Source organism: Pseudoalteromonas sp. UG3-2, assembly GCF_037120705.1.
Classification (GTDB): Bacteria; Pseudomonadota; Gammaproteobacteria; order Enterobacterales; family Alteromonadaceae; genus Pseudoalteromonas.
This window is the reverse complement of sequence record NZ_JAWLJU010000002.1, coordinates 2,627,362-2,647,646: the sequence shown is the minus strand read 5'-3', so window position 1 is coordinate 2,647,646 and position 20,285 is coordinate 2,627,362. Positions and strand designations below refer to the sequence as shown.

Genomic DNA, 20,285 nt, shown 5'->3' with positions numbered 1-20,285 from the left:
TTAGTCAAGTATAGAGCAAGTTATGATCCGTATTTCAGAATCTGCCCAAAGCCATTTCGCCAAGCTACTAGCCGATCAGGCTGACGGCACCAATATCAGAGTATTCGTTGTAAACCCAGGCACAGCTCAAGCAGAATGTGGCGTATCATACTGCCCAGCCGATGCCGTTGAAGAAAGCGACATTCGCTTGCCATTTAATGGCTTTGAAGCTGTGGTTGACGAAGAGAGCGCCCCTTTCTTAGAAGAAGCCGATATCGACTTTGTCACCGATAAAATGGGCAGTCAATTGACCCTTAAAGCACCTAATGCCAAAGCCCGTAAGCTGCGTGACGATGCCAGCCTAGAAGAGCGTGTTGAACACATGTTAGTGACTGAGGTTAACCCGCAACTAGCGAATCATGGTGGTCAAGTAAGTTTAGTCGAGATCACCTCGGAAGGCGTTGCAGTATTACAATTTGGCGGCGGCTGTAATGGTTGTTCTATGATTGATGTCACCTTAAAAGATGGCATTGAAAAAGAAATGATCGCTAAGTTTGATGAGATCACCGGTGTTCGTGATATTACTGAGCACTCACGCGGTGAGCATTCTTACTATTAAGCAATGAAAGCCACCATTTATCGCTTAGGGTCTCACCCTAAGCGAAGCCTTAAATTCTTTTTAAGTGGTCTCGCCCTCGTCATTACTGCTGCAGCGCTTATTTACTTCGGCTACCGTCAAACTCACTGGTTACAACTGGTTGGGTTAATTGTATTAGTGCCTGGCTTAGGGTGTGCTTTTTACGGTTACTTAGGCATTTTTGCCAACCGTTTTTCACAAGTCATCGAGGCACGAGAGCAACGCCGTCAAGCACTTAAGCAAAACGATCCTTTCGACAGCAATTAATCCAGCAACCGCTGCATTCGATATAAACGTAGATAGATCAGCGCTAAAGTCAGCCCCCGCACTGCCATAAAGCAACTCATTGCTAACCATAAGCCATGATTATCAAACTCACGTGCCAACCACAAAGGCAAGAAAAAACCACACAATGCCGCAATCACCATGCTATTTCGCATTGCTGCCGCGCGCGTTAAACCGACGAACACGCCATCAAATAGAAAGCACGCCATGGCAATCAAAGGCAACACCATCAACCAAGGTAAAAAGGTTTCTGCATGCTGGATAACAGCAGGAATACTGGTGAGTAAGCGAATAATTAAGCCACCAGCGAAGATAAACAATAAGCAATACAGTAGCGCAAAAGCCGTGCCCCAAAACAGACTTATTTTCACCCACATGTGCAGCTGTGTGACATCCTGCTCACCTTTTGCTTTCCCGACTTTGGCTTCCGCCGCATAAGCAATGCCATCCAGTGCAAAGCTCACCAGCATTAAGAAGTTTAACAATACTGCATTGGCAGCCAAGGTCGTTTCACCCAGCCTAGCCCCATAAAACGTCATAAAGCTAAAGCACAGCTGCAATATCAACGAGCGAATAAAAATATCACGGTTTAACGAAAGCAGGCTAAGCCACTGCGCACGTGACGGCCATTTCAGAGTAAGACTAAGCTGCTGTTTTTTGGCAACCTGCAGTGTTAAATAACAGGCCAATCCCAGAGCAGCATAATCGGCAATCAAGGAAGCCCAGGCTGCGCCTGCGACTCCCCAATCAAAGCCAACCACAAATAAAATATCCAGAGCAATATTTATGCAATTGGTAAACAGCACGAGGTAAAATGGCCCACGGCCGTAATGCATTCCCAGCATAAAGCCTAGTAAAACCAAGTTAACCATGGCTGCTGGGGCACTAAAGACTCGGATCTGAAAGTAACGTTCGGCTTGCTCAAGCACTTCGCTGGATGAGTCTGATAGCTGCGCCATAACACTAATAAGTAACGGTGACAGAGCAATTAACGTAACCGCAAACAATAGCGCTATTAAAATACTCGTTAGTAATGCCCGTGCCAGTGCGGCACTGTCTTGTTGACCATGGGCTTGAGCAATTACCCCAGTGGTGCTCATGCGTAAAAAGCTAGCCAGCCAAAACAGCACTGAGATGGAGCTCGACCCTAATGCTATCCCTGCTAAATAGTGTGCTTGATCCATATGACCAATCACGGCAGTATCAACTAAACCTAACAAAGGCACGGTAATATTTGATAGTATCATTGGACCTGCAAGCAGTAAGAGGCTCACATGTTGCGCTTTATGACACTTAAGAAACTGATACATCATACTATTTTTGGCTTAGCCCTATTCTCAACGAATGTCTGGAGTGCGGTGATCTTACAGTATCATCACGTCAGTGAAAAACTCCCTGCCGTAACCAGTGTCAGTGAGGACACTTTTACAGCTCACCTTAACTACTTAAAAGACAATAACTATTCGGTAATTGCCTTGCCTGAGATGTTATCTGCTCTTCAGTCTGGGCAATCATTACCAGCAAAAACCGTTGCCATTACTTTTGACGACGGTTACAAAAATAACCTCAGTGCGGCGGCCCCCATTTTAGAGTCGTTTGGTTACCCCTATACTATTTTTGTTAACCCTAAACTCATCGATGAGCAAAAAAGCTATGTTATGAGCTGGCAAGAATTAAGAGAAGTGGCAAAAAAAGGCGCGACCATTGCGAACCATAGCGCTCAGCATGACTATTTACACCGCAAGCAAGAGGGTGAAACGCAAGCACAATGGCGTGAGCGGATCAGTCAAGATATTACTTGGTCGCAAGCACGAATAAAAGCGGAGATAGGCCATGATTACCCTTACTTGGCTTACCCTTATGGCGAGTTTAATCAGGCGCTACGAAAGTTAGTATCTGAACTGGGCATCATTGGGATTGGCCAACACTCCGGTGCAGTTGGCCCGACATCAGACTTTACTCGCTTACCCCGGTTTCCTGCTTCTGGAAATTATAGCAAGCTTGATACTCTGAAGGTGAAACTAGACACTAAAGCCTTTGCCATTGCAGAAATGGCATACAACAACAGTGTCACTAGCAATAAGCAACCGCAGATAACGCTGCATTTTAACCAGCAAGACTTTCACTCGAGTCAGTTTGCTTGTTTTGTTTCTGGTGTGGGCCAAGCCGATATCAACTGGGTAAATGAGCAGCAAGTTCAGATCACCACTCCCAAAGCTTTGCCATTGGGCCGTTCGCGCTATAACTGCACGGCCCCTTCGATATCAGAGCCTGGCCGCTACCACTGGTTCTCACAGCCTTGGGTGATAGTGAAGTAACCGTCCGCGGTTAAGGTTACTTCTTAACCGCGTTGATCATCGCTTCGGTCATGCGACCAAGCGGAATTAAGGTATCGGTCGCCCTGAGCTCAAATGCGGCTTTGGGCATGCCCCAAACCACACTCGTCAGCTCATCTTGTGCCAATGTTTTTGCCCCCGCGTCACGTAAGCTCAGCATTGCTTTGGCCCCATCACTGCCCATACCCGTTAGCATCACCGCACAAACGTGTTTAGCAACTGGCAACAGTGAATTAAACAAAACTTCCACCGACGGCTTATGGCGGTTAACCGGCTCACCATCACTGAGACTACAAACGTAACTGCCTGCTTTTTGCTTCACACTTAAATGGCGCCCTCCAGGAGCGATGTAAACGTGCCCTGGTTTTAACACATCGCCCTCTTCTGCCTCTTTAACGGCGACAGCACAGGTGCGGTCCATACGCAGCGCAAATGACGTGCTAAATACCGGCGGTATGTGTTGCGTAATAACCACAGGGGGAGCGTGAGTGGGTAGCTTCATTAGCACTTCACGGATCGCTTCAGTACCACCAGTAGAAGCGCCAATGGCAAATACGGTTGTACGTGAGAAAGACAACTTATCAGCAACAGGGATCTCAGCTTGTTTAGGTGGCCTGAAGGTTCTGACTCTAGCCGTTGCTGCTACTCGGATCTTTTTAACCAAAATATCGGCATACGACATCATGGTGTCAGCAACATTACTGGTGGGCTTAGAAATAAAGTCTACCGCACCGAGCTCCAATGCTTCTATGGTTGCAGGTGAGCCCTCTTGGGTTAATGTTGAAATCATCACCACTGGCATTGGTCGTAATCGCATCAGGTTTTTTAAGAAACTAATGCCATTCATTTTTGGCATTTCAATGTCCAAGGTCAGGACATCTGGGTTGGTTGACTTAATCAGCTCTCTGGCTTGGAAAGGATCCTCAGCAGTACCAACAACCTCAATACCATTGGCTTGACCTAAAATTTCTTTTAGTAAGCCCCTAATTAATGGCGAATCATCCACAATCAGTACTTTTATCATGACTGGCACTCTATATAATCGGCTCTAGCCGTACTCAATGGGTTTGTTATCAGCTCAAAGGTCATGAAATCCCCCCTAGCACTAAAATAGCTCAATATCCGTCTTGTTGTCTTGCTCTTCAATATCGTGAAGATAACGCACTTCACGCTGCTCAATGGTATTATTGTGCATCTGTCGTAACTTTTTCACTTGTGCCCGACCACTTTGCGGATGGAACACCACTTTGCGTGGCCAAGGCCCGCCAACATCTTGTGACACCAGCCGCAGACTTTCTTCTTCAACGTAAGCTTGAGCAAAACGAATATTGCCCTCTCCAATGTCGGTCATCGAGCTAATAATCTTACCACCACCAAATAACTTAATTTTAAGATTACTTCGCGCTGCGCCATTTTTTAATACTTCGTTGATCAAATACTCCATGGCCCAGTTACCATAGCGACAATTAAGGTCATCGGCGTGGACCTCTTTCACAGCTTTTAACCCTGGCAACATAAAGTGATTCATACCACCAATACCCAGCCTTTCATCATACACACAAGCAGCAATACAAGAGCCCAACACGGTTGAGATTAGCTCATCTTGCTTTGAGACGTAAAACTCTCCTGGCAGCACCTTGGCCACCACTTTGGCACGGCCTGAATCCCAAAACCGTTTTACATGCTCGAAGCCGCCAAGAACAGGTTTAAACTCTCTCATTTAACGGGCCCTTCTGATAAATCGTCTTACCCAAGTTACGAAATTCGAAATGTTCTTTTCCCATGGTTTCCGAGTGACCAATTAACAGATAGCCGTCGGGCACCAACATTTTATAGTAATTTCTAAACAGTTTATCTTTGGTTTCTTTATCAAAATAAATTAATACGTTACGACAAAATATAACGTCAAATGGTCCTTTCATTGGCCACGGTTCCAAAAGGTTTAGACGCTTAAAGTGCACCAAGCTTTGCAGTTTCGGTTTGGTCTTATAGAGATTGCCATCCGCACTTTTCAGAAACCATTTGTGCTTTACTTCGTCATCAAGCCCCGTCACATTCTGGGCGGTGTATTCTCCGGCACTGGCTTTTGTCAGTACATTGGAGTCCAGATCCGTGGCCAGTATTTTGACATCCCAACCATTGGGAAAGGCATTGGCTATGGTCATTGCAATACTATAAGGCTCCTCGCCTGTGGAGCAGCCAGCCGACCAAATTCTGACTCTTCTATCATGCTTATGCCGCGCCATGATTTCTGGCACCGCCTGTTGAGCCAAAAACTCAAAGTGATGATTTTCACGAAAAAAGGAGGTTAAGTTAGTCGTTATGGCATTAATAAAATGACTAAATTCAGTACTTTCATGTTCATCTAAATAACGTAAATAAGCCCCAAAGGAGTCCAAATTATTGGCTCTAATTCGCCGAGCAAGACGGGAGTAGACCATCTCTTTTTTATGAGGCCCAAGCACAATGCCACAGGCCTTATAGACTCGGGCTGAGATGGTAGCAAAGTCTGCGTCTGTTAATAAAAACTCTCGCATAGGGCTTAAACCTTCAGTTACTGATAAAAAAGATAGGCGCTTTTGACATCGCAGCAGTTCTGAGCCACTGCTTACACTATTATTGGGGTATTAAGTAGACAAGGCGGCGATATCGCCGCCATCATTACTGCCTTAATACCTCACCGGATATGGACCTCAAGACTAAAACTCCTCCCACTCCTCTGAGTCGTTAGCAAACTGATTAGCACGAGAAGGCGTTGCCGATTTTTGCGTCGTTGAGCTCTGCTGCGGCAGCTGTTTTTCCGGTGCAGAGAAGCTGCTGGGTTGCTCAATAACACTTTGCGGCTGTTGCGAGTCACCTAAAGTAAAGAAGTTGAGTAATCTGCGCATATCATTGGCTTGTTCTGCCATCGACTCACCTGCAGCAGAGGCTTCCTCCACCAGCGCAGCATTTTGCTGTGTCATTTCATCCATTTGCGATACCGCTTTATTAACTTGCTCAATGCCTGAACTTTGTTCAATGGATGCTTCAGCAATATCGGAGATCATATTGGTTACTCGTTTCACTGAGTCAACGATCCCTTTCAAGGTTTCTCCTGATTCATTTACAAGTAAGGTACCATCTTCAACTTTACCAACACTATCACGGATCAAGTCTTTGATTTCTTTTGCCGCACCGGCTGAACGCTGCGCTAAGTTTCGTACCTCTCCGGCAACAACGGCAAAACCACGACCTTGTTCACCAGCTCTGGCAGCTTCTACAGCGGCATTCAGAGCCAGCAAGTTTGTTTGGAAGGCAATTTCATCAATGACACCAATAATATCTGAGATTTTCTTACTGGATTCATTAATCTCAGACATACTTGCGACAGCTCGAGTGACCACTTCACCGCCTTTAATGGCCTTATCGCAGGTATCCTCAGCCAGTTCATTGGCGGTTTTGGCATTATCGGCATTTTGCTTCACGGTGCTGGTCATTTGCTCCATGCTAGAAGCGGTTTCTTCTAGTGACGATGCTTGCTCTTCGGTGCGCTGACTAAGATCCGCATTTCCTTGTGAAATTTCTTCCGCGCCACTGGCAACTAAATTGGCCGACGTACGAATACGACCCAAGACTTCGGTTAACTTGTCTGCAGTCGTATTGGCATCGCGCTTAAGGCGCTCATAAGCCCCCTGGTAGTCACCATCAATTCGCCGTGTAAGGTTACCCGTTGCCAGTGAATCGAGCATATCGCCCATGTCTGTCACAGTCTCATCAACGGTTTCAACTAGGCTATTAAGGCCTTTAACCAAACGTAAGTAAAAGCCATCTTTGCCCTCTTCTGAAAGCCTTGCCGTAAGATCACCACGGTTGGCTGCCTGAACTAAATCATTCACTTCTTTTTCAATGGCGATTTCTTTGGTTCTATCTTCCCACTCAACCACGAAACCAACTCGCTCATTGTCGCCATTTAAAATGGGATTGGCGACCAAGCCAAAGGTGCGTTTACCTACTTTGATTTCAGTTTCGTATTCGCTGTCTAAACGAGACAGTAAGCTGCGTTGATGATTGGGGTTTTTGTGGAAGTCATCGATGCTACTACCAATCAGCTTCTTGCTGTCAAACTTGGGCAGGCTTTTACGAATATCTTGCTCCGCATCATCCATCATTTCTTGCAATGCTTCATTAACGTAAACGATGTCATAGTCGGCATTGGCAATCATGGTATTGGTTGAGACATTATCAAGCGCTCTGCGCACCCATAAGTTCTCCGACGCTTGGCGCTTTTCTTTACGCTCTTTTTCTAGCCGTTCCGTTTTATCGTCCCACTCAACCACAACACCAATACGCTCATGGTTGTCATTGAAAACCGGGGTGGCGATAAGACCAAAGGTGCAACCGGCAACTTTAATGTCGGTTTTATATACGTCACTCAGTTTACTGAGTAAATTACGTTGATGAGAGGGGTTCACATGAAACTCGTCAATGCACTTACCAACCAAGTTATCGGCAGAGAAGTTAGGTAAAGATTCACGCAACTGCGCTTGCTTATCTTTCAGCATTTCTACAACAGACTCATTGACGTATATTATGTTGAGGTTTTCATCCGCGAGCATTACATTGGCCTGACAAACGTCTAATGCATTAGTAATTTTGGCGTTGAAGCTTTCAAGCTCAGCCCGCTCTTGCTCCATTTTTAACTCACGGGTTAAATCTTTCCACTCCACCAAGGTTGCAAGGCGCTGACCATCATCACCAAATACAGGAGTGGCAATTAAGTCAAAGGTAAGCCCTGCCACTTTGATTTTGGTGGTATAGGGACGGCTAAGATTGGCTAATAAACCGCGTTGATGACTGGGGTTTTTATGAAAGGCATCAATATTCTGGCCAATTAAGTTATTCACTGAAAAGTTTGGTAAGTCTTGCTGCAGCTTGGCTTCATTTTTTTGCAGCATACGAATGACAGAGTCATTCATGTATACAATGTTTAATGACTCGTCGGCTAGCATGATATTGGCCTGACAAACCTGTAATGCCAATAACAGACTGTGGCTGTGCTCATGCGCGTCTTCTTTGCCATTGATTAACTCAGCCACAGCACGATATAAATTACTGTGTTCAGAAACACCGCTGGCACGTAATAAGTCGGCATCTTTGTTTGCAATTGCCGGAGCAATGGCTTCCATATCGCGAAGCTTTTCTAGCAATGCATTCGCTCCTTGCTTCATCAATAAAATCGCGACAATTACGCTTACCGCAGCAATGACCAACGCCACATAAACCTGTGCAGACATATTTATGTTTAGCATTTGCATACTGATTGCGAGCCCAGCAATAATGATGGCCCCCGCTATGAGTATCCTATTATTTAATTGACTTGCTAACGCTTGCTCGCTCATGTTACCCCCCGACAACCAATTGCTCATTATGATTTTCATCTAAATCTAGAATTCTTTTTAGGTTTAATAAAACCACCATTTTCTCTCCAACGTTCACCAAACCTTGTACAAAAAAGCTATTTTCTGACCCTTGAAATTCAGGGACATCCTTGGCTGTTTCCTCATTGATGGTGTACACGTCTGAAACCGCATCGACTACCAGCCCCATAACTTTGGTGTTGTCGCGAATTTCTACGGCCACCACCACAACCACGGTTAAGGGACCATACTCGACTCTTGGCAGGCCAAATCGCACACGTAGGTCAATGATTGGTACTATGGTGCCACGCAAATTGATGGCACCATTAACAAACTTAGGGGAGTTAGGGATCGCAGTGACTTCTTCCCACCCTCGGATCTCCTGCACCGATAAAATATCCATGCCATACTCTTCTTCAGCCATCATAAAGGTGAGAAACTGCTTGTCTCCCTCGCGATTGGTCAATACCAACTGTTCGTTAATTGATGCTTGTTCGGTCATCATGTCGTCACCTCTTCTTCTTGCTTTTCCATCAAGAGATCTTGTGACCCTGGGCGTTTGAGTCCACTAAGTTTAATCAACCCTGTGATATCTAGAATTAGCGAAACGCGCCCATCTCCCAGTATTGTTGCTCCCGAAATACCATTGACGCGCTGATAGTTTGCTTCAAGACTTTTGATGACTACCTGTTGTTGCCCCAATAAGTCATCGACCAGCAGCCCTACCTTATGATTGTCGCTCTCGACCACCACCAGCAATGCCTTATCAAGCGCCTCAATGGCGCCATCATGGTTAAATAACTTATACAATCGTAAGATCGGAATATATTCATCCCTTAGACGCAGCACCTCGAGACCATTACCCACAGTACTGACTTTGTCGATATTGATTTGCAATGACTCAACGATTGAAATGAGTGGAATAATGTAGGTATGGCTAGCAACATTGACCAACTGACCATCCAAAATAGCCAAGGTTAAAGGTAACCGTATAGTAAAGGTTGAACCGACACCGGGCGCCGAGTTTACCTCGACGCTGCCGTTTAACGATTGAATGTTTCTACGCACCACATCCATGCCCACGCCACGCCCAGAAATATCACTGACTTCATCCACCGTAGAAAATCCAGGCCTAAAAATAAGCTCGTTGATCTCTTCTGGGCTGAGATCGTCTGTGGCCTGGATCAAGCCATTAGCTATGGCCTTACTTTTTATTTTTTCAGTGTTCAACCCCTTACCGTCATCCATGATTTCGATGACAATGTTGCCGCCTTGGTGAAAGGCATTCAAAGTGACTTGGCCAACAGGGTCTTTACCTGCTTTTATTCTTTCTTCTGGGGTCTCTAAGCCATGATCAAGCGAGTTTCTCACCAAGTGCACCATGGGGTCAGAAATTTTCTCCATCACCGTTTTATCTAGCTCGGTTTGCTCCCCCAGCAACTTCAGTTCAACTTGTTTGTTGAGTTTTTGTGAGGTATCTCGTACTAGCCTTGGAAAACGGCTAAATACAAAGCTAATAGGGAGCATGCGGATACGCATGACATTTTCTTGCAGATCTCGAGTATTATGGGCTAACTGCGCTAGGCCCTCTTGCAGTGCCGTTAAAGTTTGCTCCGTAGGTTCTTGTTCACCTAGCTGGGTTAACATAGCTTGAGTGATGACTAACTCACCCACCATGTTGATTAGTGAATCCACTTTGTCGATACCAACTCGAATGGATGTCGACTCCGAGCTTTTTTTCGAGCTAGGCACTTTATTAGCTGCTGTATTTGCCTTTTTGCTAGCCTGTTCGCTGGGTTTAGGCTCTGCATTTTGAACTTGTGCCTCTGACTGTTCGGCTTGCGGCTCAGGTACTTCAGATTCAAATAAGCCGCCACACAAGGTGATGTCGATATCGGCATCATCTTCTACCCATTCAAAAATTTCTTGAATAGCAGATTGCCCTTGTGTTGTTGTTAGGTATAGCCGCCAATTCAAATAACAATCTTCGGGGTTAAACTTATCTAAACTTGGAATACCATCACAAAATGCATGGGTTTCTAAGTCACCAAGCTCCGCAAGCTCACTAAGCATATAGAGCGGCTCATTGCCCGTTTTGAATAAATGTGAGTGGGGTTTGAAGTCGATTTGGTAAGTGTTTGTTTCGGCCTCAGGCGTGCTTGACTGTGGTTCACTCTGGAGAGTTTGCTCTTCGTTACCCAAGATTCTATCAAACTGCGCTTTTAGCTCTGACGACTCGGTTAAGTCAGGCTCTTCTTCCGCTTGCAGAGCACTGAGTAAACCACGCAGGCAATCTACCGACTGTAGCAACAGATTTACATGTTCTGCCGTCAACTGCCGCCGACCATCTCTGATCTGATCCAGCAAGGTTTCCAGCACATGCGTAAAATTAGTCACTGAGGTAAAACCAAAGGTACCACTCCCCCCTTTAATGCTGTGGGCTGCTCTAAAAATAGTATTGATCGTTTCGGAGTCCTCTGTGCCTGGTTGTAGGTTCAGAAGCTCAGCCTCCATGACATCCAGGCCTTCAAAGCTCTCTTCGAAGAAAACATCGAAAAACTGACTTAAATCAATACTCATGGCATTATCCTTAGCGCTTATCTAATGACTTTTTTCAATACTGCCAGCAGTTGCTCTGGGTTAAATGGTTTCACAATCCAGCCCGTCGCCCCGGCTGCTTTCCCCTCGGTTTTTTTATCTAAGCCCGACTCTGTCGTCAGCATGAGTAATGGCGTAAATTTGTAGTTCGGTAAGCTCCTCAGCTCTTTAATTAAAGTAATGCCGTCCATCACTGGCATGTTGACGTCAGAAATAACCGCATCAAAGCCCTGTTGCTTGGCTATCGTTAATGCCTCACTGCCATCTTTGGCTTCGGTTACATCAAACCCGGCTTTCTTTAATGTAAACCCCACCATTTGACGCATAGATGCCGAATCATCCACAGCTAAAATTTTCTTCATGTTCACCTCTTAACTTTCAGTACCATGGAATAAATAGTTAGTTAGACCTAGTTCACTCACAGCCTGGGCCAATGCTTCACTTTCGCCATGCCAAATAATTTCATGCTCGAGCGTATGTAGATGCTTTTGCAGCGCACACAACAGCTGCACAGAGGCAGTATCAGCACGCTGTACGTCACTAATATCAACAGTGACATCAGAAGTTTCGCCAGAGTCTTGGGTGATCTGTTGATACAGACCTTCAACATGATGTATCGACATGTCAGCTGGAAGTTTCAACATAAGCTGAAGACAATCCTTGTAAAAAAGAGTAATAAAAATAGCTTAGACCCTGATCGCAAAAATGCCACCATGTTTGATGAAAAATACACAAATAATTAGAGCGTTAGAGCACGAAAGGGGAACTGACATGGGCATTCACCCATGTCAGTATTAGACTAATTTATGATATGTTGTAGGTCGGTTAAAAGCTGCTTTTCATCAATGGTAGGGACACTTCCCGGCGCGTAAGTGGGTTTAAAAATGGCCTCCAACTTACCTTGAGGATTTACTAATGCGACCGAAGCGCTGTGGTCAACATAGTAATCTTGGTCGCTTTGTTGGTTAATGGCATAGATTAACCCTAAATCTTTGACGAAAGGGAATAACTGCGCATGTTCAGCTGAGACGGCTTTGAACTCAGGATTAAAGTGCTTGATATACGCGGCACGCTTTTGCTGAGTATCGCGATTGGGATCAACCGATACAAACCAGACGTCGACGTCCTCGTTACTCTCCAACGCCTGATAAGTATGTGCTAACTTTAATAGCGTCATTGGGCAAATATCAGGGCAGCTGGTATAACCTAAAAACAGCAACGTCCACGACCCTTGTAACGCGGTATTGGTGATAGTATTACCGTGTTGATCATTTAACTCAAAGCTTTGTAATGCCTTAGGTTGCTCATACCACACCACTTTCTCAGAGACATCTGGTGGAGGTGCACAGGCAGCAATAGCGCCTACCAACAAAAAAATCAGAAATCGTTTCATATGATTGTTTTATCTATAAATAGAGCAACAAAGATAACAAGCAAATGCCAGATCGAGAAGTAAAAAACGCGCATCGCATACTCAAGGCTTTGCGTTCTCAGCAACTTCACCGCCTTGTAAATAAACATCACGTTCACCACACTGGCGGCGATTAAATAAAACCAACCGGACATGCCCACTAAATAGGGCAGTAAACAAACCAGCGTCAGAATAATAGTATAAAATAACACACACAACTTAGTGAATGATTCACCATGCGTGACTGGCAGCATAGGCACTTCGGCTTTCTCATAGTCTCTTTTTCGTGCAATTGCCAAGGCCCAAAAGTGTGGTGGAGTCCAGGCAAATATAATCATCACCAGTAGCCAAGGCTCAGCGCCTAACTGCCCCGTTTCACTCACCCAACCCAAAAGTGGTGGCATAGCCCCGGCTAGGCCACCAATAACAATATTTTGCGGGGTAGCACGCTTTAACAGCAAGGTATAAACCACCGCGTAGCCAAACAGGGCCGCTAGCGTCAGCCATGCTGTGAGTGGATTTGCAAATGACATCAATAATGCATAGCCAGCTACAGCCAGAACCAATGAAAACGCAAGCGCTGTCGAGACTGAAACCGCGTCGTTGGCCATTGGCCGCGCTCTGGTCCGCGCCATCTTTTTATCAATCTCGCGGTCAACTATATGATTAACCGCAGCGGCACTACTCGATAGCAAGCCAATACCCAAAAGACTCATTAGTTGTTGCAGCACACTTCTTTGTGTTTCTGGAGCCAACATCAGGCCAACCCAAGCGGTGATGACTAGCATGCACACGACCTTAAATTTACACATCGCAAAACACGCTTTGAGCGTTCCAGCCAGGTGTTGTATTTCTGTTCTAATGAGAGACTGCATATTGACCTCCGATTTTTCTCGCTAAGTGCGCGAAGAAACATAACCTCACTGTAGCCAAAAGCACCATAGCTGCCATGAAGTTGTGGAATAATGTAAGTAATAATGGGAATTGGAAATGCACTATGGCCATACCTAGCAGCACTTGCAGTGCCACCAGTATTAGCACCAACATTGCTGAAAAACGCAGCATAGGATGCTGAGTTGACTTCATCAATGGCCAACAGGCTAAACACAAAAAGGCAACGGTAACCAACGCCCACAAACGATGAATAAAGTGAATAGAAACTCGAGACTCAAACGGCAACACCCCAAATTCATAGCTAGCAGCCGCTTCAGGCATGATAAAAATGCTGCGCCATGAGAACAGCTCCATGTTGTCGCACAGTGGTAACCCAGTACAATGTGGCGCTGCATAGTTTGCAGCCAACCAGCCACCTAAAGCAATTTGTACAACCAGTACAGCCAAAGCCAGAATACATAACTTGAATTGCTGCACAGTTACACTGGCCTTAATACTCGTGTGCCTGAGCCGCAACACCAACAAGGTCAGTAACGCTAAAATACTAAAGCCACCCAGTAAGTGCCCCATCACTACCACTGGCTGGAGGTTCATAGTAACCGTCCACATCCCGAGCGCCCCTTGAAATAGCACCAGCAGTAAGAGCAAGTAATAATGGCGCCGAGGTCCAGACTCTTGTTTATTCTTCAGCACTCTGGCAGCGGCCAGTAATAAAATAAGTAAGCCCAAAAAGCTAGCAAAATAGCGATGGATCATTTCAATCCAAGCTTTGTCCGCCTCAACTTCTAAATGAGGAAACTTGTCTTTTGCAGCTGTCAACTCATGGCTTTCATTTGGCACGGTTAGAAAGCCGTAGCACCCAGGCCAATCAGGACAACCAAGCCCGGCATCACTCAACCGAGTAAAAGCGCCCAAAGTTACAACCACTATCGCAACCACTGCTGCAAATAAAGAAATGCGAATTTTTGTTTTTGTCATCTCAGTCTCCTACCCTAACTAGAACGAGAGTAATTCAGCAGTTTTTTTATATCCTTGAGCAACCCTTTTTGTACTTCTCGCGCTTCATCAAGCTTTACACTGGGTGCGTACTCAAGGACAAAAAGCCCGGTTTTGTCAACAAGGTATAAATAGTTATCTTTTAATTTAGCGATCTCTAAGTTGACTGTTTGAGTGTTTTTTATTGGTGCGTCTGCTGGTTGTTGTAGTACCACAAGCGACACTTTGTGTTGATTTTTCCCCAGCGCTGTATATAAGTTAGGTAAGCTTTGCAGCATAGTCTGACACTGCTTGTCACATTGTTGCGGACGTTGAAATGCAATCGTCCACTCAGTGTTTAATACCAGTTCAGGCTGACGCAGCTCAAAACCCAAAAAGGCCCCATGATTGGTTGTTTCATTAGGTAGCCAATCCAGCTTTAACGCCGTAAATGCTACAATAATGGGTAATAAGAAAAGCCCCACAAACCAAACTCCCGGTTTAGACATTGCTATACTCCTTCTTTGATAATTTCCAACCAATAACCGCTGCAGCTAGGCCGATTAACAACCACTGTAATGCGTATGCTTCATGTTTTTGTGGTGACATCACAACAGGTTGATAATGAGGCTCTGTCGTATCACCGAGAGGTGTATTGAGGTAGGCGATGACCGGAACTAGGCGAATGTCAGATTGCTGCGCTAGGTATTCAACATCAATGTATTGAATTATATTTTGGCCATCACTGCCTTGTGCTGCCGAGTCTGCGAGAGTAAAGCTTTTACTGCCCTTAGGCTTAATATAGGCAGATAACGTTTGTACTCCTTTAGGTGGCAGAAACGTGGGAGGTGTACGGCTTGACTTTTGCGGCACGAACCCGAGATTAACAATAAATTGCTCGCCCGTATGTTGCGCTCGAAACAGTGCAATTACATCGAAACCGACTTTCCCTTTGACCACTTGGTTATCCAAAAACCAGACATGCCCTGCGATAAACTCACCTTGTATGGTTACCTGGGTGTTATGGCTATCTAGCACGCTTGCTTGCTCGGAACTGGATAAAGCTGTTTTCTGCTGAGTTATTTCAGCATTTATAAGGTGTTTTTTTTGTGCTCGTTGCCACTGCCACGCTGACAGTGATAAGCACACAAGTAAAACGATTAACGCTGCCAAAATAGGCGCTTTTGCTCTACCCTTAATAACTGAGGCTAAATCCACAGGACACCCCTTATGATTAAAATTATTATTATTTTGCTACTGCTGGCGACATTTATTAATTTATTTCGAGCTTTACTCGTTATGCTGCGCTCCGAACAACGCTCTATGGCCAGCTTGTTGATGAAGCGCGTTTATACCTCGGTTGCTGTTATCGTATTGGTGTTAATTGCGGCCCAGTTTGGACTGCTCAAACTGAACCCGTCTCCCTTAGCTACAACACATACACAAACACAAATAAGCACAACCACACCACATCAACAAAGTGCCAATACCAAGCACCCGCCTGAAACGCAAAATGGTTCTTCGCGCTAAAGTGACCTTTGATAACGCGCAGCCAGACTACGAATAAAATGATGGCGCCAAGGGTGACATGGAGGCCATGAAAACCGGTTAGAAGAAAGAAGGTATTACCATACACACCCGATTGCAAAGTTAAACCAAGCTCTTCATAAGCATGGATGTACTCTTCAACCTGTAAGGTCAAAAAGCCGATCCCCAGCAACACCGTTAAACCTAAAAATGCAGTGACCTTCTTGCGCTGCTCTTTTTCAAGAGCCACGTGCGCTATGCTCAAAGTAACCGAAGAAATTAGCAGTATAATGGTGTTAATTAATGGTAACCCCTGCCAGCCCATCGCTTGTGTTTCAGTACCACCTGGCGTAGTCACCAAAGGCCAAATCGCTTCAAACTGAGGCCATAATACTTCGTGTGTCATGGCGTTGTTGCTAGCCCCTCCAAGCCATGGAATAGCAAACATTCTGGCGTAGAGTAATGCGCCAAAAAAAGCCGCAAAGAACATCACTTCAGAAAATATAAACCAACCCATACCTTGCTTGAAAGAGCGGTCCATTTGCTTTGAGTATAAGCCGGTTTGCGATTCATGAATGACGTTTCGAAACCAGCCAAATACCATATAAATCAGGATCGCAATCCCAACTAAAAGTAATAAAACGCCGCTACTTTCCTGCGCCTCAGCTTGAATAACCGTTAGTGCCGCACCAACGGCGATAAAAAACAAAGCAACCGCGCCCACAATAGGCCATGGGCTTTGCTCGGGAACGTAGTACTTCTCATGTTCATGGTTCATAATTGAACTCCTTATAAGCAAGCAGGCTGGTATTTACTGTCTGTTCTGTTGCCGACACTCGCTCAGTAATATCAAATAGTGCATACGATAGAGTTAACTCCTCAACTTCAGGGGGTAACTCTGTATCCACATAAAAACGCAGCACAAATTCAACTTCTTGCTGCCCTTTCATAGGTTGTTGATCAAAACAAAAGCAGGCCATCTTGTGTAAATATTTGGCCGCTTTGCCTGGTGACACGGATGGAATAGCTTGCATCACTCGGGCATCTGCACTGAGGTTTTTGGCGGTAAACTTAACATCAGTAAGTTTACCGGGCTTTACCGTAACAGCATGCGTGACTGCCTCTACCTTAAACGGTGCCTGGCTCTGGCTATGCGTAGTAAAACTCACTGACACTTGTCTATTCTCAACAACAGACTCGCTCTGTTTTGCTGCCGTCATTGCTGGTTTACCGTTTAACCCGGTAATATCACAAAAAACGTCATACAGCGGCACCAGTGCAAACGCAAAAACAAACATACCTAAAGTCAATAACAATAACTTTTTCAGCAGGCTACCGTGTTGCATTACTTAATCTCCGGAGGGGTAGAGAAAGTATGGTGCGGTGCAGGTGAAGGCACGTCCCACTCCAGGCCTTCTGCGCCATCCCATACTTTACCAGGCACTTGTTCACCTCCTCGTGCACACTTATACACCACCGCCACAAACAGCAGTTGCGATAAACCAAAGGCAAATCCACCAATACTTATGATGGCATTGAAGTCGGCAAACTGCAGAGCGTAATCTGGGATCCGTCTCGGCATACCAGCTAAGCCAACAAAGTGCATTGGGAAGAACAAGATGTTGACACTGATCAGAGATAGCCAGAAGTGGAATTTAGCTAACTTAATGTCGAACATATGGCCAGTCCATTTCGGCAACCAGTAATAAGCCGCTGCCATAATAGAGAACACAGCACCAGTGACTAATACATAATGGAAATGTGCGACTACAAAGTAAGTATCGTGATACTGAAAGTCTGCGGGCGTAATGGCTAACATTAACCCTGAAAACCCCCCTATTGTGAACAACACAATGAAGGCAATAGCAAACATCATCGGCACTTCAAAACTTATCGCTCCACGCCACATGGTTGCGACCCAGTTAAAGACTTTCACTCCGGTTGGCACTGAAATTAGCATGGTGGCATACATGAAGAAGAGTTCACCTGCCAGCGGCATACCGGTGGTAAACATATGGTGCGCCCAAACCACAAAAGATAATAAAGCGATAGACGCTGTGGCATATACCATGGAGGCATAGCCAAATAGTTTTTTGCGCGAGAAGGTAGGAACAATCGTGGAGATTATCCCAAATGCTGGCAAAATCATAATGTATACTTCTGGGTGACCAAAGAACCAGAAGATATGTTGAAACATCACCGGATCACCACCACCTGCGGCATCAAAGAAGCTTGTACCAAAATACTTATCGGTTAGTACCATAGTGACCGCTCCAGCAAGCACCGGCATCACCGCTATTAACAAAAAGGCAGTAATCAACCAGGTCCAAACGAACAAAGGTAACTTCATCCAAGTCATGCCTGGCGCTCTGAGGTTAACGATGGTAACAATGACATTGATCGCCCCCATAATTGAGCTGATCCCCATAATATGCACCGCAAAAACAAAAAATGCCGTATTGTCGTTACTATAGGTGGTCGACAGTGGCGCATAGAAGGTCCAACCAAATGCAGGGCCACCGCCTTCTAAGAAAAGCGAGAAAAGTAAAATGGCAAAGGCAAATGGCAGTATCCAAAAGCTCCAGTTATTCATTCTCGGCAAGGCCATATCAGGCGCTCCGATCATCATTGGGATCATCCAGTTAGCTAACCCTGTGAAGGCAGGCATAACCGCCCCAAATACCATAATTAACCCGTGCACTGTGGTCATCTGGTTAAAGAAGTGAGGGTCAACTAATTGCAGACCTGGTTGAAATAACTCAGCCCTTATGACCATCGCCATGGCACCGCCAATAAGGAACATCGCAAGAGAGAAGAGTAAATACAGTGTTCCAATATCTTTATGATTGGTAGTAAAAAGCCAACGCTTCAAGCCTTTCGGGGGGGCGTGGTGTGAATGTTCTTCGACAATGGCACTCATTTTTCAGCCTCCTCTAGCGCATCGATTTCTTTTTGTACATCGCTCGGCTGTATCACTTCTCCAGTGTCGTTACCCCAACTATTTCTTTTGTAGGTAATAACGCCCGCGATTTGTTTTATTGTCAGTTGTTTAGCAAATGCCTGCATTGCAGTACCTGGACGACCTAGCAGCAATACGTCGATATGCTCTTTAATATCTCCAACTACCACTTTGTTATCTTTTAAAGCCGGGAAGACACCTGGTAAGCCAAGCCCTGTAGGCTGGTGACAGGCAGCGCAGTATGCCATATAGGTTTGCTCTCCCACTTCCATCAGCTCTTCTTTGGAAAAGGTTTGTTGTGCAACTTCCGCCGAGGCTGCTTGCTCAGCAGCTTTTTCTGCTTTGGCATTTTCAAGCCAAAGATCAAACTCTTGTGGCTCAACAGCTTCAACAACAATCGGCATAAAGCCGTGATCTTTGCCGCAAAGCTCGGCACATTGACCACGATAAATGCCCTCCTCATTTACCTTAGTCCAGGCTTCGTTGATAAACCCTGGATTGGCGTCCTTTTTGACTGCAAAGTCAGGCACCCACCAAGAATGGATGACATCGTCTGAGGTCATTAGAAAGCGCACTTTCCTGTCGGTTGGAATAACCAAGTGTTTGTCTACTTCTAGCAAATAGTTTTGGTTTTTATCTTTGAGATCGGCTATTTCATCTTTCGGTGTGGAAAGCAATGAAAAGAAATCAACATCATGACCCATGTATTCATAATGCCACTTCCATTGGGAACCGGTGACTTTAATGGTCAAATCGGCTTTACTGGTGTCTTCCATTGCAATCAAGGTTTTGGTGGCGGGAACCGCCATTGCTATTAAGATCACAAAGGGAATAGCGGTCCATAGGATCTCAACTTTGGTGCTTTCATGAAATTGGGCTGGTACAACCCCTTTAGACTTCCGATGTTTGAGCAAAGCCCAAAACATCACAGCAAATACAACAACCCCAATGACACAACATATCAAAAAGATAGTCATATGGAGGTCATACACTTGCTGGCTAATATCCGTCACACCCTGCCTCATATTATAAGCACTATTGGCTAATGATGGCATTGCGATCAGCATGGTGACGAATGTGGCAACTAATCGACAAATTTTCATTTGACGTCTCCTTCAAAGTCGCTCACAGCGGCTTTTTGTTATTATTGGATGACTGTCATAATGTCTATTAACACATAGACTTACTGCACGACTATTAACCAATTAGTCAAAAAACACACAAAATGCAAGGTTTTTGAAAAATAAGTGTTACCAACAATATTTTATATTTACTGTTGTAAAACCAA

The 20,285-nt window shown here is 45.2% G+C and carries 22 protein-coding genes; 4 read left to right on the top strand and 18 right to left on the bottom strand.

Going from position 1 to position 20,285, the window contains the following annotated elements:
- The first annotated feature begins 22 nt into the window (after positions 1-22).
- Together nfuA and R3P39_RS14875 are read left to right on the top strand one after the other, a co-directional pair.
- Positions 23-598: a Fe-S biogenesis protein NfuA gene (gene nfuA, locus R3P39_RS14880; RefSeq protein WP_336568416.1), complete on the top strand. Its 576-nt coding sequence runs from the start codon at positions 23-25 to the stop codon at positions 596-598.
- Positions 599-601: 3 nt separating this feature from the next.
- Positions 602-883, top strand: a complete 282-nt coding sequence (locus R3P39_RS14875; RefSeq protein ID WP_336568414.1) for a hypothetical protein — start codon at positions 602-604, stop codon at positions 881-883.
- Here the strand turns inward: R3P39_RS14875 and dinF are convergent.
- A complete protein-coding gene (dinF, locus tag R3P39_RS14870; RefSeq protein ID WP_336569330.1) occupies positions 880-2,211 on the bottom strand; it encodes an MATE family efflux transporter DinF in 1,332 nt (443 codons plus the stop codon). The genes R3P39_RS14875 and dinF overlap by 4 nt on opposite strands.
- Between dinF and R3P39_RS14865 the strand changes: the two genes are divergently transcribed.
- Positions 2,176-3,219, top strand: coding sequence for a polysaccharide deacetylase family protein (locus R3P39_RS14865; protein ID WP_336568413.1), 1,044 nt, complete (start codon positions 2,176-2,178; stop codon positions 3,217-3,219). The genes dinF and R3P39_RS14865 overlap by 36 nt on opposite strands.
- Positions 3,220-3,235: 16 nt before the next feature.
- Here the strand turns inward: R3P39_RS14865 and R3P39_RS14860 are convergent, their stop codons facing one another.
- The 13 genes from R3P39_RS14860 to R3P39_RS14800 all read right to left on the bottom strand — a co-directional run bounded on the left by R3P39_RS14860 (position 3,236) and on the right by R3P39_RS14800 (position 15,729).
- Positions 3,236-4,261: a protein-glutamate methylesterase/protein-glutamine glutaminase gene (locus R3P39_RS14860; protein ID WP_336568411.1), complete on the bottom strand. Its 1,026-nt coding sequence runs from the start codon at positions 4,259-4,261 to the stop codon at positions 3,236-3,238.
- Positions 4,262-4,342: 81 nt separating this feature from the next.
- Positions 4,343-4,957 (bottom strand): chemoreceptor glutamine deamidase CheD, encoded by a 615-nt coding sequence (cheD, locus tag R3P39_RS14855; protein WP_336568410.1) that lies wholly within the window; start codon positions 4,955-4,957, stop codon positions 4,343-4,345.
- Positions 4,944-5,774 (bottom strand): CheR family methyltransferase, encoded by an 831-nt coding sequence (locus tag R3P39_RS14850; protein WP_336568409.1) that lies wholly within the window; start codon positions 5,772-5,774, stop codon positions 4,944-4,946. The genes cheD and R3P39_RS14850 overlap by 14 nt, the downstream gene beginning before the upstream one ends.
- Before the next feature lie 162 nt (positions 5,775-5,936).
- Complete coding sequence (locus tag R3P39_RS14845; RefSeq protein ID WP_336568408.1) at positions 5,937-8,615, bottom strand: methyl-accepting chemotaxis protein; 2,679 nt, start codon at positions 8,613-8,615, stop codon at positions 5,937-5,939.
- 1 nt (position 8,616) lies between these two features.
- Positions 8,617-9,138 (bottom strand): chemotaxis protein CheW, encoded by a 522-nt coding sequence (locus R3P39_RS14840; protein WP_336568407.1) that lies wholly within the window; start codon positions 9,136-9,138, stop codon positions 8,617-8,619.
- Positions 9,135-11,213, bottom strand: a complete 2,079-nt coding sequence (locus R3P39_RS14835; RefSeq protein ID WP_336568406.1) for a chemotaxis protein CheA — start codon at positions 11,211-11,213, stop codon at positions 9,135-9,137. The genes R3P39_RS14840 and R3P39_RS14835 overlap by 4 nt, the downstream gene beginning before the upstream one ends.
- Before the next feature lie 17 nt (positions 11,214-11,230).
- Positions 11,231-11,593 carry a response regulator gene (locus R3P39_RS14830; RefSeq protein WP_336568405.1) on the bottom strand — a complete coding sequence of 121 codons (363 nt, stop codon included), beginning with the start codon at positions 11,591-11,593 and terminating at the stop codon, positions 11,231-11,233.
- A gap of 9 nt (positions 11,594-11,602) precedes the next feature.
- Complete coding sequence (locus R3P39_RS14825; protein ID WP_336568404.1) at positions 11,603-11,875, bottom strand: STAS domain-containing protein; 273 nt, start codon at positions 11,873-11,875, stop codon at positions 11,603-11,605.
- Between the two features lie 155 nt (positions 11,876-12,030).
- Entirely contained in the window at positions 12,031-12,624 is a 594-nt protein-coding gene (locus R3P39_RS14820) for an SCO family protein (protein WP_336568403.1), read from the bottom strand.
- Positions 12,621-13,517 (bottom strand): heme o synthase, encoded by an 897-nt coding sequence (gene cyoE, locus R3P39_RS14815; RefSeq protein ID WP_336568402.1) that lies wholly within the window; start codon positions 13,515-13,517, stop codon positions 12,621-12,623. The genes R3P39_RS14820 and cyoE overlap by 4 nt, the downstream gene beginning before the upstream one ends.
- Entirely contained in the window at positions 13,501-14,514 is a 1,014-nt protein-coding gene (locus R3P39_RS14810; protein WP_336568400.1) for a COX15/CtaA family protein, read from the bottom strand. The genes cyoE and R3P39_RS14810 overlap by 17 nt, the downstream gene beginning before the upstream one ends.
- Positions 14,515-14,528: 14 nt before the next feature.
- Positions 14,529-15,020 carry a transmembrane cytochrome oxidase associated protein gene (locus R3P39_RS14805; protein ID WP_336568399.1) on the bottom strand — a complete coding sequence of 164 codons (492 nt, stop codon included), beginning with the start codon at positions 15,018-15,020 and terminating at the stop codon, positions 14,529-14,531.
- Entirely contained in the window at positions 15,013-15,729 is a 717-nt protein-coding gene (locus tag R3P39_RS14800) for an SURF1 family protein (protein WP_336568398.1), read from the bottom strand. Before R3P39_RS14800 ends, R3P39_RS14805 begins: the two co-directional genes overlap by 8 nt.
- Before the next feature lie 12 nt (positions 15,730-15,741).
- On the opposite strand from R3P39_RS14800, the gene R3P39_RS14795 reads away from it, so the two are divergent.
- Complete coding sequence (locus R3P39_RS14795; RefSeq protein ID WP_336568397.1) at positions 15,742-16,041, top strand: DUF2909 domain-containing protein; 300 nt, start codon at positions 15,742-15,744, stop codon at positions 16,039-16,041.
- On the opposite strand, the gene R3P39_RS14790 is transcribed toward R3P39_RS14795, so the two are convergent.
- The 4 genes from R3P39_RS14790 to coxB are packed head-to-tail and all read right to left on the bottom strand — an operon-like array spanning position 15,941 to position 20,100.
- A complete protein-coding gene (locus R3P39_RS14790) occupies positions 15,941-16,816 on the bottom strand; it encodes a cytochrome c oxidase subunit 3 (RefSeq protein ID WP_336568395.1) in 876 nt (291 codons plus the stop codon). The two genes, R3P39_RS14795 and R3P39_RS14790, sit on opposite strands and share 101 nt — an antisense overlap.
- Positions 16,806-17,384 (bottom strand): cytochrome c oxidase assembly protein, encoded by a 579-nt coding sequence (locus R3P39_RS14785; RefSeq protein ID WP_336568394.1) that lies wholly within the window; start codon positions 17,382-17,384, stop codon positions 16,806-16,808. Before R3P39_RS14785 ends, R3P39_RS14790 begins: the two co-directional genes overlap by 11 nt.
- Positions 17,384-18,958 (bottom strand): cytochrome c oxidase subunit I, encoded by a 1,575-nt coding sequence (gene ctaD, locus R3P39_RS14780; RefSeq protein ID WP_336568392.1) that lies wholly within the window; start codon positions 18,956-18,958, stop codon positions 17,384-17,386. The genes R3P39_RS14785 and ctaD overlap by 1 nt, the downstream gene beginning before the upstream one ends.
- Positions 18,955-20,100 (bottom strand): cytochrome c oxidase subunit II, encoded by a 1,146-nt coding sequence (gene coxB, locus R3P39_RS14775; protein ID WP_336568390.1) that lies wholly within the window; start codon positions 20,098-20,100, stop codon positions 18,955-18,957. Before coxB ends, ctaD begins: the two co-directional genes overlap by 4 nt.
- Between the last annotated feature and the right edge of the window lie 185 nt (positions 20,101-20,285).

Excerpts from the sequence above, each read along its gene's own strand:
- nfuA (WP_336568416.1), top strand. The coding sequence starts at position 23 with ATGATCCGTATTTCAGAATCTGCCCAAAGCCATTTCGCCAAGCTACTA.
- R3P39_RS14875 (WP_336568414.1), top strand. The coding sequence starts at position 602 with ATGAAAGCCACCATTTATCGCTTAGGGTCTCACCCTAAGCGAAGCCTT.
- R3P39_RS14865 (WP_336568413.1), top strand. The coding sequence starts at position 2,176 with ATGTTGCGCTTTATGACACTTAAGAAACTGATACATCATACTATTTTT.
- dinF (WP_336569330.1), bottom strand. The coding sequence starts at position 2,211 with ATGTATCAGTTTCTTAAGTGTCATAAAGCGCAACATGTGAGCCTCTTA.
- R3P39_RS14860 (WP_336568411.1), bottom strand. The coding sequence starts at position 4,261 with ATGATAAAAGTACTGATTGTGGATGATTCGCCATTAATTAGGGGCTTA.
- cheD (WP_336568410.1), bottom strand. The coding sequence starts at position 4,957 with ATGAGAGAGTTTAAACCTGTTCTTGGCGGCTTCGAGCATGTAAAACGG.
- R3P39_RS14850 (WP_336568409.1), bottom strand. The coding sequence starts at position 5,774 with ATGCGAGAGTTTTTATTAACAGACGCAGACTTTGCTACCATCTCAGCC.
- R3P39_RS14845 (WP_336568408.1), bottom strand. The coding sequence starts at position 8,615 with ATGAGCGAGCAAGCGTTAGCAAGTCAATTAAATAATAGGATACTCATA.
- R3P39_RS14840 (WP_336568407.1), bottom strand. The coding sequence starts at position 9,138 with ATGATGACCGAACAAGCATCAATTAACGAACAGTTGGTATTGACCAAT.
- R3P39_RS14835 (WP_336568406.1), bottom strand. The coding sequence starts at position 11,213 with ATGAGTATTGATTTAAGTCAGTTTTTCGATGTTTTCTTCGAAGAGAGC.
- R3P39_RS14830 (WP_336568405.1), bottom strand. The coding sequence starts at position 11,593 with ATGAAGAAAATTTTAGCTGTGGATGATTCGGCATCTATGCGTCAAATG.
- R3P39_RS14825 (WP_336568404.1), bottom strand. The coding sequence starts at position 11,875 with ATGTTGAAACTTCCAGCTGACATGTCGATACATCATGTTGAAGGTCTG.
- R3P39_RS14820 (WP_336568403.1), bottom strand. The coding sequence starts at position 12,624 with ATGAAACGATTTCTGATTTTTTTGTTGGTAGGCGCTATTGCTGCCTGT.
- cyoE (WP_336568402.1), bottom strand. The coding sequence starts at position 13,517 with ATGCAGTCTCTCATTAGAACAGAAATACAACACCTGGCTGGAACGCTC.
- R3P39_RS14810 (WP_336568400.1), bottom strand. The coding sequence starts at position 14,514 with ATGACAAAAACAAAAATTCGCATTTCTTTATTTGCAGCAGTGGTTGCG.
- R3P39_RS14805 (WP_336568399.1), bottom strand. The coding sequence starts at position 15,020 with ATGTCTAAACCGGGAGTTTGGTTTGTGGGGCTTTTCTTATTACCCATT.
- R3P39_RS14795 (WP_336568397.1), top strand. The coding sequence starts at position 15,742 with ATGATTAAAATTATTATTATTTTGCTACTGCTGGCGACATTTATTAAT.
- R3P39_RS14790 (WP_336568395.1), bottom strand. The coding sequence starts at position 16,816 with ATGAACCATGAACATGAGAAGTACTACGTTCCCGAGCAAAGCCCATGG.
- R3P39_RS14785 (WP_336568394.1), bottom strand. The coding sequence starts at position 17,384 with ATGCAACACGGTAGCCTGCTGAAAAAGTTATTGTTATTGACTTTAGGT.
- ctaD (WP_336568392.1), bottom strand. The coding sequence starts at position 18,958 with ATGAGTGCCATTGTCGAAGAACATTCACACCACGCCCCCCCGAAAGGC.
- coxB (WP_336568390.1), bottom strand. The coding sequence starts at position 20,100 with ATGAAAATTTGTCGATTAGTTGCCACATTCGTCACCATGCTGATCGCA.